Source organism: Allobosea sp. P4_C6, assembly GCF_056402015.1.
On sequence record NZ_JBFUIF010000020.1, the window covers coordinates 1 to 16,199 of the forward strand.

Consider the following 16,199-nt stretch of genomic DNA (forward strand, 5'->3'; position numbering starts at 1 on the left):
CTGCTGGAGCCGATATGGTCCTGACGCACCGCCAGTTGATCGGAGCGACCGTGTTTTCGGTCATTCTTGCAATTCCGTTCGTGACGTTTGTGTCGTCGATGGTGGTCTTCCCTATACTCGTCTTCGGGGCAATCGGTATCGTCGCGAATTTCGCGCCGCCTCTGCTCCTGTTAGCCGCCTGCTTCAATCGGCTAGGTCTCTCGCTGGGCACCGGGCGCATGCTCGAGCTCTGGCAGTTCTCAGCGATCATTTGGATCGGCTGCGCCTTCGGCCTTGCGCGCTGGGGCGATGTCGCGAGCACAATGGGCGGCCGCAACATCCCTTATCTCAAAGTGCTGTTTGCGCCGTATCTCTATCTGCTCGGACAGCCGATCTCCTGATGAAATGACGGGGGGCACTGCTAAAGCGGCAACCGCGCCGCTACTTGGCATTTGATCTGCCGCGTCGTGGTTTCGCGGTGGCGGGCGTAATGCTGCCGTGAAACCCATTGCCTTGAGATGGATGGGGGTCAGGCGCCTGCTTCCACCCGTTGCGGGCCATTATCGCCAAGGCCGCCTGCATATTCTTCGCCGGACGGGCGCGCTGCTATAAGAAGAGGATTGCCGCGATCCAAAGCGTAACGGCGGCGGTCCCCACAATGCCAACGCCTCGTACTAACAAGTTCGCGCTGAAAGCAGCGATGAGAAGCGGCGATGCGAGGACGGCGGTAAAGAACGAGTAGGCCAGCTTGTCTTCCATGTGCGCCTTCCTGAGGTGCCTCTCGGTGCGGTCCGCTCCCGACCCGTTGCGGACACTGAACCTATCCTAGGTCAATATGCGCATCTGCGTTGTGAACTGTAGAGGAACGATATGGCTCTATCGGATCAACCCGCCTACCTCATCAAAATGAGAGCCAAGCCCGGAATGGGTGACAAGCTGTTTGAACTTGCCACCGCCGGCATGGCGAGGTCCGGTGCTTCCGACAGGTTCATCATCTTCCGCGAGAAGCAAGACCCCGATGTTCTGTGGAACATCGAGGTCTTTCGATCAGTGGCGGCGAAAGACGCATACGAAAACGGCCCGCTTGGTGACGTCCTTCGGGATGAGATCATCGGCGTCTTGGCTGAACCTCCGATGCGTATCGAGGGCTACCCCTATTCTGCGGCACCATAGCAGTCCTCCGCATCGGGAGGTCGGCTCGGCAAACGACCTAGATGGAAGAARCCCGGCAGGAGAGGCCCGCCGGGTCGCAATCCGAGGATTGTTCGCAGCGTCAGCCGCGGCGTGCGAAGGCCTTGAGCGTCGCCGCGGCCAGCGCCGACTTCAGGATCGCTCCGAGGAGGAAGGGCAGAGCGCCGACGGCGATCGCCTTGGACACGCCGATCAGCAGGCTCAGCCAGGCCACGCCGATCACCAGGCAGAGCGCATTGCCGGCCAGCATCGACGCAAAGGCGAAGCCGACACGGCTGCCGTTCCAGCCGCGCTGTGCCAGCCAGCCGGTCAAGGCTGCGGCGAAGGGGAAGGCCAGCAGATAGCCGCCGGTCGGGCCCGCGAAATAGGCTGCGCCACCTACCGCGCCGGCGAAGACGGGCAAGCCCATGGCGCCCTGCGCCAGCCAGGCGATCACCGTGACCGCGCCGAGGCGCCAGCCATAGAGCGCGCCGATCAGCGTCACCGCGAAGGTCTGCATGGTCATCGGCACCGGGTACATCGGCACCTTGATCTGCGAGGACAGCGCCAGCAGCAGGCTGCCGATGATCACGGCACCGGCCTGCCAGGCAAGCGAACGGCTTTCCAGCCGCAGCGGGCTGAAGGGACGGCTGAGGGCAATATCGGTCATGGTCACTCCTTCGGCGGGATCAAATTATCTATAATTTTGATCTTTGATCTATGATGGAGTCCATATCTCCGCTCAAAAGGCAMGCCACCCTCCTCCTCGCCCGCGTGGACCAGCCGTGCCAAGCCATCACCCGACGATGGCGAAGGCGCCGCGCGTTGCGCCCGACGCCGTCCGGACCCGTCGCTCGCCAATCCATTGGGCATGCCGGGCGAGCGTCACGAGCGCGGTTTCGATGTCGCCATTGCGCAGCGCCGTCAGGATGGCGCGATGGTCGTGATCGGTTGGCGTTTCCCATTCGGAACGCCAGGCCGAGAACAGGAAACGGGCGCTGGCGGCATGAAGGTCGTCGATCGTCGCGAGCAGCCGCTTCATGCCACAGGGCGCGACGATGGTGCGGTGGAAGCGGCGATTCGCCTCCTCCCAGGCGCGGACATCGGTCGCGGCATCGCAATCGCGTCGGGCCTGCTCGGCCTTGTCGAGGATAGCGGCCGTGAGATGCGGCGCGGCATGGCGCAGCGCGAGTACCTCGAGCGCGGCGCGCATCTCGGCCACCTCCCTCACCTCCGACAGATCGAAGGAGGCGACGCGGACGCCGCGACGCGGTTCGCTGATGGCGAGGCCCTGCGCCTCCAGGCGGCGGAAGGCTTCGCGCACCGGCACATGGCTGGTCTGGAATTCCTCGGCTACATGATCCTGGCGCAGGCGGGCGCCCGGCTCGATCTCTCCGGCGATGATCCGCTCGGCAAGGGTTCGGGCGATGCGGACGGCGATGGTGTCTTCAGCAGGCTTCGTCATGATTTATAGATAAATTGGCCGGCGCCCAGAGTCGACTGGCTGAGCGCAGGTCGATCGATCGCGGCGCGAAAATCGCTCCCGAACAATTCGTCGCTGCTGACGTTTTCTGTCAGGACGACGGCAGCAGCCGGCGCGGCTGCATGCTATTCATGCCGGGCAGACTGTCGCGAGGCTGGTATGGCCCGGCATATGCCCTATCTCTAGGCCTTCTCCGATACGGACGCCCCGATGGCCCGCAAGACCGATATCGCCGCCGCCCAAACGGCTGCCCAGCAAGCTGCCGCGCTTGAGGACATGTTCGACCGCAACCGAGCGGCCGATCCGAACAGCCGCGTCATCAGCGTGCGCGGCGCGCGCGAGCACAATCTCAAGAACGTCGACCTCGCCATCCCGCGCGACAAGCTCGTGGTGTTCACCGGGCTTTCGGGCTCGGGCAAGTCCTCGCTCGCCTTCGATACGATCTATGCCGAGGGCCAGCGCCGCTATGTCGAGAGCCTCTCGGCCTATGCCCGCCAGTTCCTCGAGATGATGCAGAAGCCCGATGTCGACCAGATCGACGGGCTCTCGCCGGCGATCTCGATCGAGCAGAAGACGACCTCGAAGAACCCGCGCTCGACCGTCGGCACCGTTACCGAGATCCACGATTATATGCGCCTGCTCTGGGCGCGCACCGGCGTGCCCTATTCGCCCGCGACCGGCCTGCCGATCGAGAGCCAGACCGTGCAGCAGATGGTCGACCGGCTGGTCGAGCTGCCGGAGAAGACGCGCGGCTACCTGCTCGCGCCCGTGGTGCGCGGCCGCAAGGGCGAGTTCCGCAAGGAGATGGCGGATTGGCTGAAGCGCGGCTTCCAACGCGTCAAGGTCAATGGCGAGTTCTACGAGATCCCGGACGCTCCGGCGCTGGACAAGAAGTTCAAGCACGACATCGACGTGGTCGTGGACCGCATCGTGATCCGGCCCGATCTTGGCGCGCGCCTCGCCGACTCGCTGGAGCAGGCGCTGGAGCTCACCGACGGCATCGCCGTCTTCGAATATGCCGACGAGAAGCAGGAGAATGGCGAGGCCCGCCGCGTCACCTTCTCGTCCAAGTTCGCCTGCCCGGTTTCCGGCTTCACCATTCCCGAGATCGAGCCCCGGCTGTTCTCGTTCAACAACCCGTTTGGCGCCTGCCCGGTCTGCGACGGCCTCGGCCACGAGATGCGGATCGATCCGGACATGATCGTCCCCGATCATTCGCTGACGCTGAAGAAGGGCGCGATCGCGCCCTGGGCCAAGTCGACCTCGCCCTATTACGGCCAAACGCTTGAGGCGCTCGCCCGGCATTTCGGCTTCTCCATGACCAAGCCCTGGTCCGAGCTGCCGGAGAGCGCGCAGAAGGCGATCCTGTTCGGCACTGGCACCGAGCCCGTGCGCATGGCCTATAATGACGGCCTGCGCAGCTACGAGGTGAAGAAGCCCTTCGAGGGCGTCATCACCAATATGGAGCGGCGCTGGAAGGAGACGGAGTCGGACTGGGCGCGCGAGGAGATCGGCCGCTTCATGTCCGAGACGCCCTGCGCCGCCTGCGACGGCTATCGCCTCAAGCCCGAGGCGCTGGCGGTGAAGATCGACATGCGCCATATCGGCGAGGTCTCGAAGCTCTCGGTCAAGGACGCGCTGGACTGGGTCACCGCCCTGCCCGCGCGCCTCTCCAGGAAGCAGAACGAGATCGCCCCGCGCATCCTCAAGGAAATCCGCGACCGGCTGACCTTCCTGCTCGATGTCGGGCTGGAATATCTGACGCTGGCCCGCGCCTCCGGCACGCTGTCCGGCGGCGAGAGCCAGCGCATCCGCTTGGCAAGCCAGATCGGCTCGGGCCTGACCGGCGTGCTCTATGTGCTGGACGAGCCCTCGATCGGCCTGCACCAGCGCGACAACGAGCGCCTGCTCGGCACGCTGCGCCGGCTAAGGGACCTCGGCAACACGGTGATCGTGGTCGAGCATGACGAGGACGCGATCCTGACGGCGGATTATGTCGTCGATGTCGGCCCCGGCGCCGGCATCCATGGCGGCGAGATCGTCGCCAAGGGCACGCCGCAGGACATCCTCGACGATCCCAATTCGCTCACAGGCAAATATCTCACCGGCGAGATGTCGGTCGCGGTGCCGAAGGCGCGCCGCAAGGCGCAGAAGGGCCGCAGCCTCAAGATCGTCGGCGCGCGCGGCAACAACCTGAAGAATGTCGAAGTCGAGATCCCCCTGGGGATGTTCACCTGCATCACCGGCGTCTCCGGCGGCGGCAAGTCGACGCTGGTCATCGACACGCTCTACAAGGCGGTGGCGCGCAAGCTGAACGGCTCGATCGAGCACCCTGCCCCGCATGACCGCATCGAGGGCATGGAGCATCTCGACAAGGTCATCGACATCGACCAGTCGCCGATCGGCCGCACGCCGCGCTCGAACCCGGCGACCTATACCGGCGCCTTCACGCCGATCCGCGAATGGTTCGCCGGCCTGCCGGAGGCGAAGGCGCGCGGCTACCAGGCCGGGCGCTTCTCCTTCAACGTCAAGGGCGGCCGCTGCGAGGCCTGCCAGGGCGACGGCGTCATCAAGATCGAGATGCACTTCCTGCCGGATGTCTACGTCACCTGCGACGTCTGCAAGGGCAAGCGCTACGACCGCGAAACCCTCGAAGTGAAGTACCGCGACAAGTCGATCGCCGACGTGCTCGACATGTCGGTCGAGGAGGCCAAGGGCCTGTTCAAGGCGGTGCCCTCGATCCGCGACAAGATGGAGACGCTGGCGCGCGTCGGGCTGGACTATGTCAAGGTCGGCCAGCAGGCGACGACGCTCTCGGGCGGCGAGGCGCAGCGCGTCAAGCTCTCCAAGGAACTGTCGAAGCGCGCCACCGGCCGCACGCTCTACATCCTCGACGAGCCGACCACCGGCCTGCATTTCCACGACGTCGCCAAGCTCATGGAGGTGCTGCACGAGCTGGTCGACCAGGGCAATTCGGTGGTGGTGATCGAGCACAACCTCGAGGTGGTGAAAACCGCCGACTGGGTGATCGACATGGGCCCCGAAGGCGGCGACGGCGGCGGCAAGGTGGTGGCCGAAGGCACGCCGGAGGACATCGTGCGCATCGGCAAGGGCCACACCGCGCGGTTTTTGAAGGAAGTGCTCGACCGGCGGCCGATCAAGAAGGGCAAGGTGCAGCGGCAGGCGGCGGAGTAGACGCAGTCTGTACTGCCAATCCAATTTAGCAAGCAGTCCTGAAGCGCGTTCGCATTACTCGAATTGCGGCGACACGCGAACTCATGACGCTTGAGACGTTTGGATAGTGCAGTTCTCTTGGGCCCGCGCATTTGCAACCTGTATAGCGAACGCTATCATGCGTTTCTCGGGGGCGGAGAAGCAGCATAATGGCTTATCGGCAGTTGCCGCTAGAGTCGCTGATCGTTAATCCAGCGAACGACAGGCATGTAGAGCTGGAGAACGAAACCGCAGCTATCGCTCAATTGTTTGCTACGCAGGAGACGCATATGCGGGCTCTTGCAAAAGATCTTGTTGCTAAAGGTGAAGTTTTTGAACCACCGCTCGTGTATCCGAGCGACGACGTATTTATTGTTGCTGATGGAAATCGTCGAACCACCTGCCTGAAGTTGCTTGCCTCTCCTCGACGAGCTCCCACGATTGAATTGCAACAATTTTTTGCTGAACTTCGTCAGCAATGGATCGGTAAATTCCCAGACAAGATCGAATGTCGCGTCGAATCGGATCGTGATCGCGTCGACGATATTCTTTATCGGCGCCACACAGGTGTTCAMGGCGGTATCGGCCAAAGCACGTGGACCGACCGGATGAAGAACAATTTCGTCATCCGCACGGGGAAGAGTGCGGGGCTGAATGTTGCTGACGAAATTGAGAAACGTTTGCGGGCGGCCAAAATGGCGCCTTCGCGCAAGATTCCGCGCTCCAATCTCAATCGATTGTTGTCCGCAGAGTCGTTACGTAATCGCCTCGGCATCTCTGTGCGCAAAGGCAAGCTCGAATTTATTCGAGATGAGGCAGATACACTACGCGCACTTCAACGAGTAGCAACGGACATGGCAACCCGCATTATTACGCTGGATGATGTGTGGGATACCGAATCAAAAATAGAATACATTGATCGACTCGACAACGAGGGCGCGCTGCCAAAAATTACTCCTAAATCAAAGACCACACTGCCAGCGGCGAGTTCTGACCCGATAGACTCTGTCTCTAAGCCTAATCCAAGACCACCGAGGCCGATCGTGTGGCCTCACCTTATTCCTCACGTCGACTACGGCATCGTCTGGCCAGCGCACTTGCACCGCCATCGAGAGATTTGGGAGGAACTCCAGTTCAAGTTGGAATTGGGTGTTCACCCGAACGCAATCTCTGTATTTTTGCGAGTTTTGCTAGAATTATCCACGGACAACTACATTATCCGATTAAATCCAGCTGGAATCCATGCTAACGACAAATTAGCCAACAAGGTCGCCAAGGTGGCCGCCGAGCTACATGCACATAGTAAGATCGATAAAAAATATCTCGGCGCAATCAATAAATTGCAGCAAGGAGATGCGATTCTCTCTATCGATACTCTTAACCGCTACGTGCACTCCCCCAATTTCAATGTATCTCCTGCTCATCTGAAGATGATCTGGGCTACATTAGCTGATTATGTGGTAATCTGCCTTAAATCCTAACGGCATTGACATTAGTCGACACTCATCACTCGAACACCGCGGCCGCATGGAGGTATGCCAGTGGTTGGGCGGGAGTTAGGGCCTGCACGCGGATAGCATGCTCTGCGCCACCTTCTTCCATTTGGAGAAGGAAAGAGGTGGCGCGGTTCCCTCACCTTCCGCCTTGGCGGAAGCGCCTTCTATGGGTTAGGAGAGCGCCCCCACAGAACCGATGGAGGGTGCCATGACCAAGAACAAGCACGACTTCACCGACCAGCCGTCCTTTGAGGTCACGAGCAAGCGTCGGAAGTCCTACCCGTCCGAAACCAGCGTGAAGCGCGGCGTCCGCATCGTCCATGGCGATGTCGAACTGCATGAAAAGCTCGGCCGCAACGATCTCTGCGTCTGCGGCTCCGGGCGCAGATTTCAAGAAGTGCTGCATGCCGAGCGGCCGTTTCGACGGCTCCGATCGGGATGACTACTTTCAGGGAGTGATGCGGCTCCCTTGCCGCGCCGTCATGCTCGGGCTTGTCCCGAGCATCCACGTCTTGCGACGCTGGTGGCGGGGGCGGCGAGTGGCGAAGCGCTCGCCTCGTCGATCCCGCGCAAAGGCGTGGATGGTCGCCACAAGGGCGACCATGACGGCGGCAGCCGGGCATAACGGCTAGAACCTCAGCCGATCAGACCAGTTCCTCGTAAAGATCGTTCCAGTCGGGATTGTGGGCCATGATCGTGCGGGTCTTGTAGGCGCGGTACCAGCGCTTCATCGAGGTTTCGCGCTGGATCGCGGCCTCGATCTCGTCGTGCCATTCGTACCAGACGAGGCATTTCAACCCATATGCCTTAGTGAAGCCGGCGATCAGGCCCTCGCGATGTTCGTGAACGCGCCGGCCGAGATCGCTCGTCACGCCGATATAAAGCGTGCCGTTGGGCCGGTTCGTCATGATGTAGACCCAGCCGCCCTTCTGCTTCATGCGAGCAGGATGCGATTGCGCGGACGAGGCAGCAAGGGCTCTACCGTCATGGTCGCCACAAGGGCGACCATGACGGTAGTGGGCGGTCATGATGGCGCGGATGTAGCCAGCAAACTTATCCTCACCCCTCCTCACCCGCCGTAACCTGCCCTCACCCATCACCCAAACGGGGCGGCCGTCCGGAGGTATGCTGGAGGCTAGATGAGCGTCGGCGCCTGCGGGCGGGGGTCACTCCCGCTACAGCAGCACACCCTCATCCGGCCCTCCGGGCCACCTTCTCCCCTCCGGGAGAAGGAAAGAGCGTCGCTGTTCCCTCGCCTAGCCCTGCGCCTCGCGCCAATGCGGATAGGTGACATAGGCGGTCACGACGTCCTCCTCATCGGCGCGGATCGTCACCGTCTCGCCCTTGGGCATGTAGACGATCTCGCCGGGGCCGGCGGTCACCGTTCCGTCCTCCGTCGTGACGGAGAGCCGGCCTTTCAGCACGATCATGATGTCGTCGACCGCCATCGTCTCGGTCAGGCTCGATCCGGCGCCCCAGCGCCCATAGCCGATGGTGACCGGCCCGCCATGCCGCTCGTCGACGAGGTTGCCGACATAGATATCGCCGTCCTGGCCGGGCGAGCGTTCCAGCGTCGCGTCGGTGATCGCAAGTTTGCGCAGCTTCATCATCCTCTCCATCTCATCTCCGTCGAGAACTACGGGCTTTCGGCGCTGAGGTTCCCCGTGCAGGGCTCCGGCAGGGTGCGGGGCCGCCGCTGATCGCCCGAGCGCAACGGCGCCGCCTTGCCCTCGACTGCAGCGGCAGGCCTTCATCCGGCGCTCCGCGCCGCCTTCTCCCCCTGGAAGTCGGCTGTTGCCGACCTCAACATCCCAGGCTGAGCATCTCGGGAAGGCCCGAAATGGGTGGGCGAAGGAAAGAGGCGTCGCGGCTCCCTCGCCTTCGGTCATTCCGGGGCGGCCAAGGGCCGAACCCGGAACCCACGGCCGGGTGAGCGCTCCCCGCCGCTCCGGCGAGAGGAACGCCCGGAAACGTGGCTCGGGTTGGCGTCTGGTCGGGGGTTCCGGATTCTCGCTTCGCGAGCCCCGGAATGACAGAGGGCGCAAGCTCAACCATGACCGCGTAGCGCGGGGATAGCGCGCCGCCCTTATCCCCGCCCCTTATCGCCCGCCCTAACCTGCCCTCGCCCATCACCCAAGCGGGGCGGCCGTCCGGAGGTGTGCTGGAGGTTGGGTGAGGGTCGGCGCCTGCGGGCGGGGGTCACGCCCCGCTCCCGGGAGGCTTCGGGGCACCGCTCTGGGGACATTACGATCCCTGCGCGAGGAGCTCGCTGGGAGGATCGAAGGGGAAGGCTCCGCAAGCGGAGACGCGACAAGGCCGGCATCGGGCCGAAACCGGGGGCTCCCTGTTTCGGAACCATCCGATGCACGAGACAAAACGGGCCGCCTCGCGGTCCGTGCCGAACTGGCGTCGAGGCGCGTGGAGCCGGAACCGGAGACCGTAGAAGCGCGGCCCGGAGACTGAAATCGCCGAAGGCGGAGCGCCACGGGGCGTGCGGATGGTGGCTCAATCCATCCGCGCCGCATCCTGGCAGTGGACGCGGATCACTCGACCAACGCGCCTCGCGGCGCTCCGCCAGCCCCGTATCGACGCGGCGAAGCCAGCCTTCGCCGCGTGCGGACACATGCTTGCCGTGATGGCGCGCCTTGCGCTCAGCCGAGGCGGCGCGTCACGCCGCCCTTCTGCACGCGGCCATGGGGGGCGGGAGGGCCGAGATAATAGGCGCCGCCGCCTGCGCCCAAGCCGACACCGAGCGCCGGCCAGCCGGGATCGGCATAGGCGTTGAGCTCCCAGCAGCGCAGCTTCTGGCGCTCGGACTCGGTGGTGGCGTCGTTACAGCGGGAAACCTGCGAGCGCTGCCAGAAGGCTGCGGCCGGCTGCGACGCGGCCGGCACGGCGGCGCCGGCCAGCAGCGCCAGGAGGAACATCCTGTTCATCGCCTCTTCCCGTTCGGGGTTGGAGCCCTATGATGGCCGGCAGGCCCTTGCCGAACGCTTAAGGGGGCGTCCGAACCGGCGCGCGCCGATCGGACGCGGCGGCATGGCGACCCGGCCGAGCACAGGAGACCCGACGTGAAGCTGCCCATCGCCATCCATACCGACGAGGATTACGACCGCGCGCAGCAGCGCGTGGCCGAGCTGAACAGGTTGCCGGAGAGTTCCGACAAGGAGAAGGAGCTGCATGCGCTGGCCGAAGCCATGCTCGCCTTCGAGCTGCGCCGCGACGACGCCGAGGACTGAGGCGCGCGGGCCGTCTCAGCCGGGCGGCGCCTTATGAATCGTTGCTGGCGTTGAGCTCCTCGGGGCGCATCCCCTCATCCGGCGGCCCGGCCTGCCGCGCCGCCCATTTCGTCACGATCTCCGCGACGAGATCGGCCCTCGAGCGGCCGGGAGCCTGCTTCTCGATATAGCGATCGAGCGCCGCCAGCGTCTCGTCGCCGAGCGCAACCGCAACTGTAGCCAGCGACATCGAAGCCTCCATCGTCATTTCCAGGGAACAGCGCCGCGCCTGCGGCGTTTTCCCAGTGCGGCATACGAGCACGGCCTCGTTCCGCGAGCAAATTCTTTCAGAACCGAAGCGAATCGGATGTCTTCGGACAGGTTATCTTTGTCGGAACACATCCTCTGAGCTTCGATACATTACGGTCTGAACAAATTTGCCTCTCGTTTGTTGTTAGGACAACCCGCATCGCTGCGGAAACATTCAGGAGGACAGCAAATGATCAAACGTATGGTGTTAGCTTCCGTCGCCGCGGGCCTGCTCACGGCTACAGCCATCGCCCAGACGACTTCGCCGTCTCCGCCCTCCTCGGCGCCGAGCGCCTCGACCTCGGCCGAGAAGGCCACGCCGGCGCCGACCAATCTCGCCGGCCAGGGCAAGTGGCGCACGAGCAAGCTGATCGGCGTCGATATCTACGGCCCCGACGACAAGAAGGTCGGCGACGTCACCGAGGTGATCGTCGACAAGATGGGCAAGATCGAGATGGTGACCGTCGGCGTCGGCGGCTTCCTCGGCATCGGCGCGAAGGATGTCGCGATCCCGTTCGAACAGGTCAGCTGGAGCGACCAGCCGATCACGCCGCCCGCGCCGGCTCCGGCTCCGGCCGCTTCGGGTAGCGGCGGCACCGCCGGCGGCAGCGCGACGATGCCCGCCACGCCTCCGGTCGCCGCGGCGCCTAGGGCACCGGCGATGTATCCGGATCACGGCAAGATCACGCTGACCAAGGACCAGCTCCATTCGGCGCCCGCCGTGACGTATTCGGGCAGCTAAGCCCGAGCTGTTCCTAGGACGCACTGGAGCCCGCCCGCGAGGGCGGGCTTCTTGCCGTCTGGAAAGTTCAGCCGAAAGGCAGGCCGCGCATCAGCGGCGGGATCGCCTCCGGGAGATCATCCGCGATCAGTCCGAACCCGAGCGCCTCCCCGGCTCGGCCGTGCAGCCAGACGGCCGCGCAGGCCGCCTCGAAAGCGCTCATCCCCTGCGCCAGCAGGCCGGCGATCAGCCCCGCCAGGACATCGCCGGAGCCCGCCGTCGCCAACGCCGCCGAGCCGGTGGCATTGATCGCAGCCCGCCCGTCCGGCGCGGCGATGACGGTATCCGCCCCCTTGTAGACGACGATGGCTCCGCACAGGGCCGCCGCCCTTCGGGCGCGCTCCAACTTCGAACCCTCCGCCGCAATCGTAGGCTCGTTGCCGAACAGGCGCTGGAATTCGCCTTCGTGCGGGGTGAGGACGCGAGGGGCGTCGCGTCGTGGAGTGAGGGCCTCTCCTCGCAGAGAGGTCGCGAGCAAGGTCAACGCATCGGCGTCGACCACGACCGGCTTGTCGCTGGCGAGGGCGGCACGGACGAGGCCTGAAGCCCGCTCGTCCAATCCCAGCGCCGGGCCGGCCAACACGGCCGAAACCCGCCGATCGCGAAGGAACTCGGAAAAGCCCTCACCATCCGCAATCGGCCGCTGCATCAGGGCATCGGGGCCGCGCGACGCATGCGCTGCCAGAGCTTCGGGTGCACAGAGGATAGTCGCGAGCCCGGCGCCGATGCGCAGGGCGGCCCGCGCGCTCAACCGCGGCGCACCGACACTGGCGATGCCGCCCGCGGCAACCGCGACGGCTCCGCGGCGGAATTTGTGCGTATCGAGGCCGTGATGCGGCCAAGCTCCCAGCCAAAGCGCAGGTTCGTTGCGAAAGGCGGTCGGTGCGATCTCCCGCAGCGCCTCTTGGGCTGGAATTCCGATATCGGCGACGATGGTTTCGCCGCAAAGCGAGCGGCCCGGCAGCAGCAGATGACCTGGCTTCAACCGAAAGAAGGTGACGGTCTCCGTCGCCTGTACGGCGGGGCCTTCGGCTTGCCCGGTATCGCCTGACAAACCGCTGGGAATGTCCACCGCGATCACCGGCCGGCCGGAAGCGTTCATGATGGCCACGGCCCCCGCAGCCTCGCCTGAAAGCGGGCGCCTCAACCCGGCGCCGAACAGCGCATCGACAAAGAGATCGGGTTTCGCATCTCCAAGCGAAGCCAGCGGCAGAGCCGGCCCGTTCCAACGGGAGAAGGCGATCGCAGCATCGCCTCGGAGAACCTCTGACGCGCCGAGCAGCGCCACATGGACCTTCAGCCCCTGTTCCTGCAGCAGGCGGGCAGCGACAAAACCGTCGCCGCCGTTATTGCCCGGCCCGCAGGCGACCGCGATGGACGCGCCCTCCCCGACGCGGCGCAGCACCGCCTCCGCGACCGCACGTCCGGCCCGTTCCATCAGGACTATTCCCGCGGTTCCAGCAGCGATCGCGATGCCGTCCGCGCGGCGCATCTGCTCCGTCGAAAGCAGGACGAGTTCCGATGGCTTCATCGCGTCGGTTTCGGCGGTGGTCATATGCCAACATTGGATTGCGTCACCAGGCACTTCAAGAGAAGGCTCGCCTGGCTGATTGATCTAGAAATAAGCATATGATCATTTTTTGTGCTGTTTTTTGCCTCATAGGCAGGCTGTCCGACCGCCCCTGCCGCATGGCGGGGCGTTCGCGCCGATGCTATGAGCAGAAGAACGGTCGCAACCGTCCGAAGCCGAGGGCCCATCTGCCCGAGACGGCGGGTCGTTGTGGTTCCATTCCGGCGCGAGCCGGGTCCTCGAAGCGCAGTGGAGGTCGATCGGCGCATGAAGAAGATCGAAGCGATCATCAAGCCCTTCAAGCTGGACGAGGTGAAGGAGGCGCTTCAGGAGGTGGGGCTTCAGGGTATCACGGTCCTCGAAGCCAAGGGCTTCGGCCGCCAGAAGGGGCATACCGAGCTCTATCGCGGGGCCGAGTACGTGGTCGATTTCCTGCCGAAGGTGAAGATCGAGATCGTACTGGCTGACGACATGGTGGACCGCGCCATCGAGGCGATCGTCAAGGCCGCCCAGACGGGCCGGATCGGCGATGGCAAGATTTTTGTATCGACCATCGAGGGGGCGATCCGCATCCGCACCGGCGAGACCGGCGCAGACGCGATCTGAGGACTCTCTCCCCATCATTCGGAATCAAAGGCCGCGGCTGGATTGGAGCCGGCGACGGCCCACGAGTTTGAGAAACTATTGGCAAGAGGAATGCTGAAATGAAGAGCGCCAAGGATGTCCTCAAGGCGATCAAGGACAACGACGTCAAATATGTCGACTTCCGCTTCACCGACCCGCGCGGCAAGTGGCAGCATGTGACCTTCGATGTCGGCATGATCGACGAGGACATCTTCGCCGAGGGCACGATGTTCGACGGCTCATCGATCRCCGGCTGGAAGGCCATCAACGAGTCCGACATGCTGCTGATGCCGGATCCGACGACCGCGACGATGGACCCGTTCTTCTCGGCCGCCACCATGGTCATCAACTGCGACGTGCTCGAGCCGGCCACCGGCGAGCCCTATGGCCGCGATCCCCGCGGCATCGCGAAGAAGGCCGAGGCCTATCTGAAGTCGACCGGCATCGGCGACACGGTCTATGTCGGTCCCGAGGCCGAGTTCTTCGTCTTCGACGACGTCAAGATCGCTGCCGACCCGTACCACACCGGCTTCAAGCTCGATAACGTCGAGCTGCCGATCAACGGCTATGCCGATTACGAGGGCGGTAATCTCGGCCACCGCGTCGCCACCAAGGGCGGCTACTTCCCCGTCCCGCCGCAGGATTCGGCGCAGGACATGCGCGGCGAGATGCTGGCTGCGATGCAGTCCATGGGCGTGGTCGTCGAGAAGCACCATCACGAGGTCGCTTCTGCCCAGCACGAGCTCGGCATGAAGTTCGACACGCTGACGCACACTGCCGACCTGATGCAGATCTACAAGTACGCGATCCACAACGTGGCCCAGAGCTACGGCAAGACCGCGACCTTCATGCCGAAGCCGATCTATGGCGACAACGGCTCGGGCATGCATGTCCATCAGTCGATCTGGAAGAACGGCAAGCCGGTCTTCGCCGGCAACAAGTACGCCGACCTGTCGCAGGAGTGCCTCTGGTACATCGGCGGCATCATCAAGCACGCCAAGTCGCTGAACGCCTTCACGAACCCCTCGACCAACTCCTACAAGCGTCTCGTCCCGGGCTATGAGGCTCCGGTGCTGCTCGCCTATTCGGCGCGCAACCGCTCGGCCTCCTGCCGTATTCCGTGGACGACCTCGCCGAAGGCCAAGCGCGTCGAGGTCCGCTTCCCCGATCCGATGGCGAACCCCTATCTCGCCTTCGCCGCCATGCTGATGGCCGGCCTCGACGGCATCGTGAACAAGATCGATCCGGGCCCGGCGATGGACAAGGATCTCTACGACCTGCCGCCGCGCGAACTGAAGAAGATCCCGACCGTCTGCGGCTCGCTGCGCGAGGCGCTGGAGTCGCTCAAGAAGGACAACGCCTACCTCAAGGCCGGCGGCGTCTTCAACGACGACTTCATCGAGAGCTATATCGAGCTCAAGATGCAGGATGTGGCGCGTTTCGAGATGACGCCGCACCCGGTCGAGTTCGCGATGTACTACTCCTACTGAGGGATCTCGGTGGGCGCCTCCTGGCGCCCACCGGGCAAACCTCGCCGGATGCGGCTCAGCCGCACCGGCCCAGGATGCCGGGGCGCTTATGCGCCCCGGCTTTTTTGTGCGCCCCCCACCTGCCTCGTCAGGATGCGCGGTTGTCGACGATGAGGATTTGCCCGGAGCTCCCCGCCGTCTGGGAAGCGAGATTGGCATTGTAGCTCGTCAGCGGCGGGACGAGCCCGACCGTCGACGCCGAGACGATCGCATTGGCGCCCGCCCCCGAAATGATGTTGTTGCTCACGACGATCTTTCCGGTCTGGGCGCTCGACGAGAACGCGATGCCGACGCCGCAATCGCGGACCAGGTTTCCGTCGCAGGCGAGATCGCGCGCGCCCTGCGCCGCGCCCAGCTTGATGCCGCCGGCCGCGCCTTCGATGATGTTCCCGTTCACCGCGGAATCCTGCTCCACGGTGATGCCGATGGCGGTGGTGTTGTAGTTTCCAACCCCACCTGAACCCGGAATCGCGGCGACGGTCAGGTTGCTGATCTGGTTGCCGGCCACGATCGAGCGGCGGGCGACGCCATCGTTGAAATAGCCGGAATTGGCGATGTTGATGCCGTCGCCGGCCGTGTCGACCCGGTTGTTCACGATGGTCGCGCCCGTTCCGTTCCGTCCCGCGCCCGGGGCTTCGTAGTAGAGGCAGGCCTCGCGGATGTTCCAGCAGGAGTTGCCCTGAATGAGAACCCGCGAGCCCCCATTGACGCGGACCGCCGAGGATTTGCTCGCCTCATCGTTAGCAAGAGAAGACAAGAACGAACAAAGAACATAATGGGTATATATTCCTACGACGCAACCCCCGGCCTTTTTGCTTGACCGCTGT

At 64.0% G+C, this 16,199-nt stretch carries 18 protein-coding genes; 9 read left to right on the forward strand and 9 right to left on the reverse strand.

Annotation, left to right across the window (positions count from 1 at the left end; all coding sequences use genetic code 11):
- On the forward strand, positions 1–380 hold a 380-nt coding region (locus AC1DVA_RS15695; protein ID WP_476806467.1), incomplete at its 5' end, for a hypothetical protein.
- Between the two features lie 205 nt (positions 381–585).
- On the opposite strand, the gene AC1DVA_RS15700 is transcribed toward AC1DVA_RS15695, so the two are convergent.
- Entirely contained in the window at positions 586–738 is a 153-nt protein-coding gene (locus tag AC1DVA_RS15700; protein ID WP_476806468.1) for a hypothetical protein, read from the reverse strand.
- A 111-nt stretch (positions 739–849) separates the two neighbouring features.
- Between AC1DVA_RS15700 and AC1DVA_RS15705 the strand changes: the two genes are divergently transcribed.
- Complete coding sequence (locus AC1DVA_RS15705) at positions 850–1,152, forward strand: putative quinol monooxygenase (protein WP_476806469.1); 303 nt, start codon at positions 850–852, stop codon at positions 1,150–1,152.
- 100 nt (positions 1,153–1,252) lie between these two features.
- On the opposite strand, the gene AC1DVA_RS15710 is transcribed toward AC1DVA_RS15705, so the two are convergent.
- Together AC1DVA_RS15710 and AC1DVA_RS15715 are read right to left on the reverse strand one after the other, a co-directional pair.
- On the reverse strand, positions 1,253–1,819 hold the full coding sequence (locus tag AC1DVA_RS15710) for a biotin transporter BioY (protein ID WP_476806470.1): 567 nt from the start codon (positions 1,817–1,819) through the stop codon (positions 1,253–1,255).
- 126 nt (positions 1,820–1,945) lie between these two features.
- Positions 1,946–2,614 (reverse strand): GntR family transcriptional regulator, encoded by a 669-nt coding sequence (locus AC1DVA_RS15715; protein WP_476806471.1) that lies wholly within the window; start codon positions 2,612–2,614, stop codon positions 1,946–1,948.
- Between the two features lie 228 nt (positions 2,615–2,842).
- Between AC1DVA_RS15715 and uvrA the strand changes: the two genes are divergently transcribed.
- The 3 genes from uvrA to AC1DVA_RS15730 all read left to right on the forward strand — a co-directional run bounded on the left by uvrA (position 2,843) and on the right by AC1DVA_RS15730 (position 7,783).
- Positions 2,843–5,827 (forward strand): excinuclease ABC subunit UvrA, encoded by a 2,985-nt coding sequence (gene uvrA, locus AC1DVA_RS15720; protein ID WP_476806472.1) that lies wholly within the window; start codon positions 2,843–2,845, stop codon positions 5,825–5,827.
- A 188-nt stretch (positions 5,828–6,015) separates the two neighbouring features.
- Positions 6,016–7,326, forward strand: coding sequence for a hypothetical protein (locus tag AC1DVA_RS15725; RefSeq protein ID WP_476806473.1), 1,311 nt, complete (start codon positions 6,016–6,018; stop codon positions 7,324–7,326).
- 223 nt (positions 7,327–7,549) lie between these two features.
- Positions 7,550–7,783: an SEC-C metal-binding domain-containing protein gene (locus AC1DVA_RS15730; protein WP_476806474.1), complete on the forward strand. Its 234-nt coding sequence runs from the start codon at positions 7,550–7,552 to the stop codon at positions 7,781–7,783.
- 202 nt (positions 7,784–7,985) lie between these two features.
- Here AC1DVA_RS15730 and AC1DVA_RS15735 read toward each other — a convergent pair whose 3' ends face one another.
- The 3 genes from AC1DVA_RS15735 to AC1DVA_RS15745 form a co-directional block, all read right to left on the reverse strand.
- A complete protein-coding gene (locus AC1DVA_RS15735) occupies positions 7,986–8,279 on the reverse strand; it encodes a GIY-YIG nuclease family protein (protein ID WP_476806475.1) in 294 nt (97 codons plus the stop codon).
- Positions 8,280–8,597: 318 nt separating this feature from the next.
- Positions 8,598–8,948: an AraC family ligand binding domain-containing protein gene (locus tag AC1DVA_RS15740; protein WP_476806476.1), complete on the reverse strand. Its 351-nt coding sequence runs from the start codon at positions 8,946–8,948 to the stop codon at positions 8,598–8,600.
- A gap of 1,044 nt (positions 8,949–9,992) precedes the next feature.
- Complete coding sequence (locus AC1DVA_RS15745; RefSeq protein ID WP_476806477.1) at positions 9,993–10,277, reverse strand: hypothetical protein; 285 nt, start codon at positions 10,275–10,277, stop codon at positions 9,993–9,995.
- 135 nt (positions 10,278–10,412) lie between these two features.
- On the opposite strand from AC1DVA_RS15745, the gene AC1DVA_RS15750 reads away from it, so the two are divergent.
- Complete coding sequence (locus AC1DVA_RS15750) at positions 10,413–10,580, forward strand: hypothetical protein (RefSeq protein ID WP_265053253.1); 168 nt, start codon at positions 10,413–10,415, stop codon at positions 10,578–10,580.
- Between the two features lie 31 nt (positions 10,581–10,611).
- Here AC1DVA_RS15750 and AC1DVA_RS15755 read toward each other — a convergent pair whose 3' ends face one another.
- Positions 10,612–10,809 (reverse strand): hypothetical protein, encoded by a 198-nt coding sequence (locus tag AC1DVA_RS15755; protein ID WP_265053252.1) that lies wholly within the window; start codon positions 10,807–10,809, stop codon positions 10,612–10,614.
- A 249-nt stretch (positions 10,810–11,058) separates the two neighbouring features.
- Between AC1DVA_RS15755 and AC1DVA_RS15760 the strand changes: the two genes are divergently transcribed.
- Positions 11,059–11,610, forward strand: coding sequence for a PRC-barrel domain-containing protein (locus AC1DVA_RS15760; protein WP_476806478.1), 552 nt, complete (start codon positions 11,059–11,061; stop codon positions 11,608–11,610).
- Between the two features lie 67 nt (positions 11,611–11,677).
- On the opposite strand, the gene AC1DVA_RS15765 is transcribed toward AC1DVA_RS15760, so the two are convergent.
- Complete coding sequence (locus tag AC1DVA_RS15765) at positions 11,678–13,204, reverse strand: NAD(P)H-hydrate dehydratase (RefSeq protein ID WP_476806479.1); 1,527 nt, start codon at positions 13,202–13,204, stop codon at positions 11,678–11,680.
- A 282-nt stretch (positions 13,205–13,486) separates the two neighbouring features.
- Here AC1DVA_RS15765 and AC1DVA_RS15770 point away from each other — a divergent pair, with 282 nt between their 5' ends.
- Positions 13,487–13,825, forward strand: coding sequence for a P-II family nitrogen regulator (locus tag AC1DVA_RS15770; RefSeq protein ID WP_265053250.1), 339 nt, complete (start codon positions 13,487–13,489; stop codon positions 13,823–13,825).
- A 98-nt stretch (positions 13,826–13,923) separates the two neighbouring features.
- Positions 13,924–15,333 (forward strand): type I glutamate--ammonia ligase, encoded by a 1,410-nt coding sequence (gene glnA, locus AC1DVA_RS15775; RefSeq protein WP_476806480.1) that lies wholly within the window; start codon positions 13,924–13,926, stop codon positions 15,331–15,333.
- A gap of 127 nt (positions 15,334–15,460) precedes the next feature.
- Here glnA and AC1DVA_RS15780 read toward each other — a convergent pair whose 3' ends face one another.
- A complete protein-coding gene (locus tag AC1DVA_RS15780; protein ID WP_476806481.1) occupies positions 15,461–16,129 on the reverse strand; it encodes a hypothetical protein in 669 nt (222 codons plus the stop codon).
- Between the last annotated feature and the right edge of the window lie 70 nt (positions 16,130–16,199).

Coding starts and splice junctions, on each gene's coding strand:
- AC1DVA_RS15710 (WP_476806470.1), bottom strand. CDS start 1,819: ATGACCGATATTGCCCTCAGCCGTCCCTTCAGCCCGCTGCGGCTGGAA.
- AC1DVA_RS15700 (WP_476806468.1), bottom strand. CDS start 738: ATGGAAGACAAGCTGGCCTACTCGTTCTTTACCGCCGTCCTCGCATCG.
- AC1DVA_RS15730 (WP_476806474.1), top strand. CDS start 7,550: ATGACCAAGAACAAGCACGACTTCACCGACCAGCCGTCCTTTGAGGTC.
- AC1DVA_RS15770 (WP_265053250.1), top strand. CDS start 13,487: ATGAAGAAGATCGAAGCGATCATCAAGCCCTTCAAGCTGGACGAGGTG.
- AC1DVA_RS15740 (WP_476806476.1), bottom strand. CDS start 8,948: ATGAAGCTGCGCAAACTTGCGATCACCGACGCGACGCTGGAACGCTCG.
- uvrA (WP_476806472.1), top strand. CDS start 2,843: ATGGCCCGCAAGACCGATATCGCCGCCGCCCAAACGGCTGCCCAGCAA.
- AC1DVA_RS15760 (WP_476806478.1), top strand. CDS start 11,059: ATGATCAAACGTATGGTGTTAGCTTCCGTCGCCGCGGGCCTGCTCACG.
- AC1DVA_RS15755 (WP_265053252.1), bottom strand. CDS start 10,809: ATGTCGCTGGCTACAGTTGCGGTTGCGCTCGGCGACGAGACGCTGGCG.
- AC1DVA_RS15765 (WP_476806479.1), bottom strand. CDS start 13,204: ATGACCACCGCCGAAACCGACGCGATGAAGCCATCGGAACTCGTCCTG.
- AC1DVA_RS15735 (WP_476806475.1), bottom strand. CDS start 8,279: ATGAAGCAGAAGGGCGGCTGGGTCTACATCATGACGAACCGGCCCAAC.
- AC1DVA_RS15705 (WP_476806469.1), top strand. CDS start 850: ATGGCTCTATCGGATCAACCCGCCTACCTCATCAAAATGAGAGCCAAG.
- AC1DVA_RS15715 (WP_476806471.1), bottom strand. CDS start 2,614: ATGACGAAGCCTGCTGAAGACACCATCGCCGTCCGCATCGCCCGAACC.
- AC1DVA_RS15745 (WP_476806477.1), bottom strand. CDS start 10,277: ATGAACAGGATGTTCCTCCTGGCGCTGCTGGCCGGCGCCGCCGTGCCG.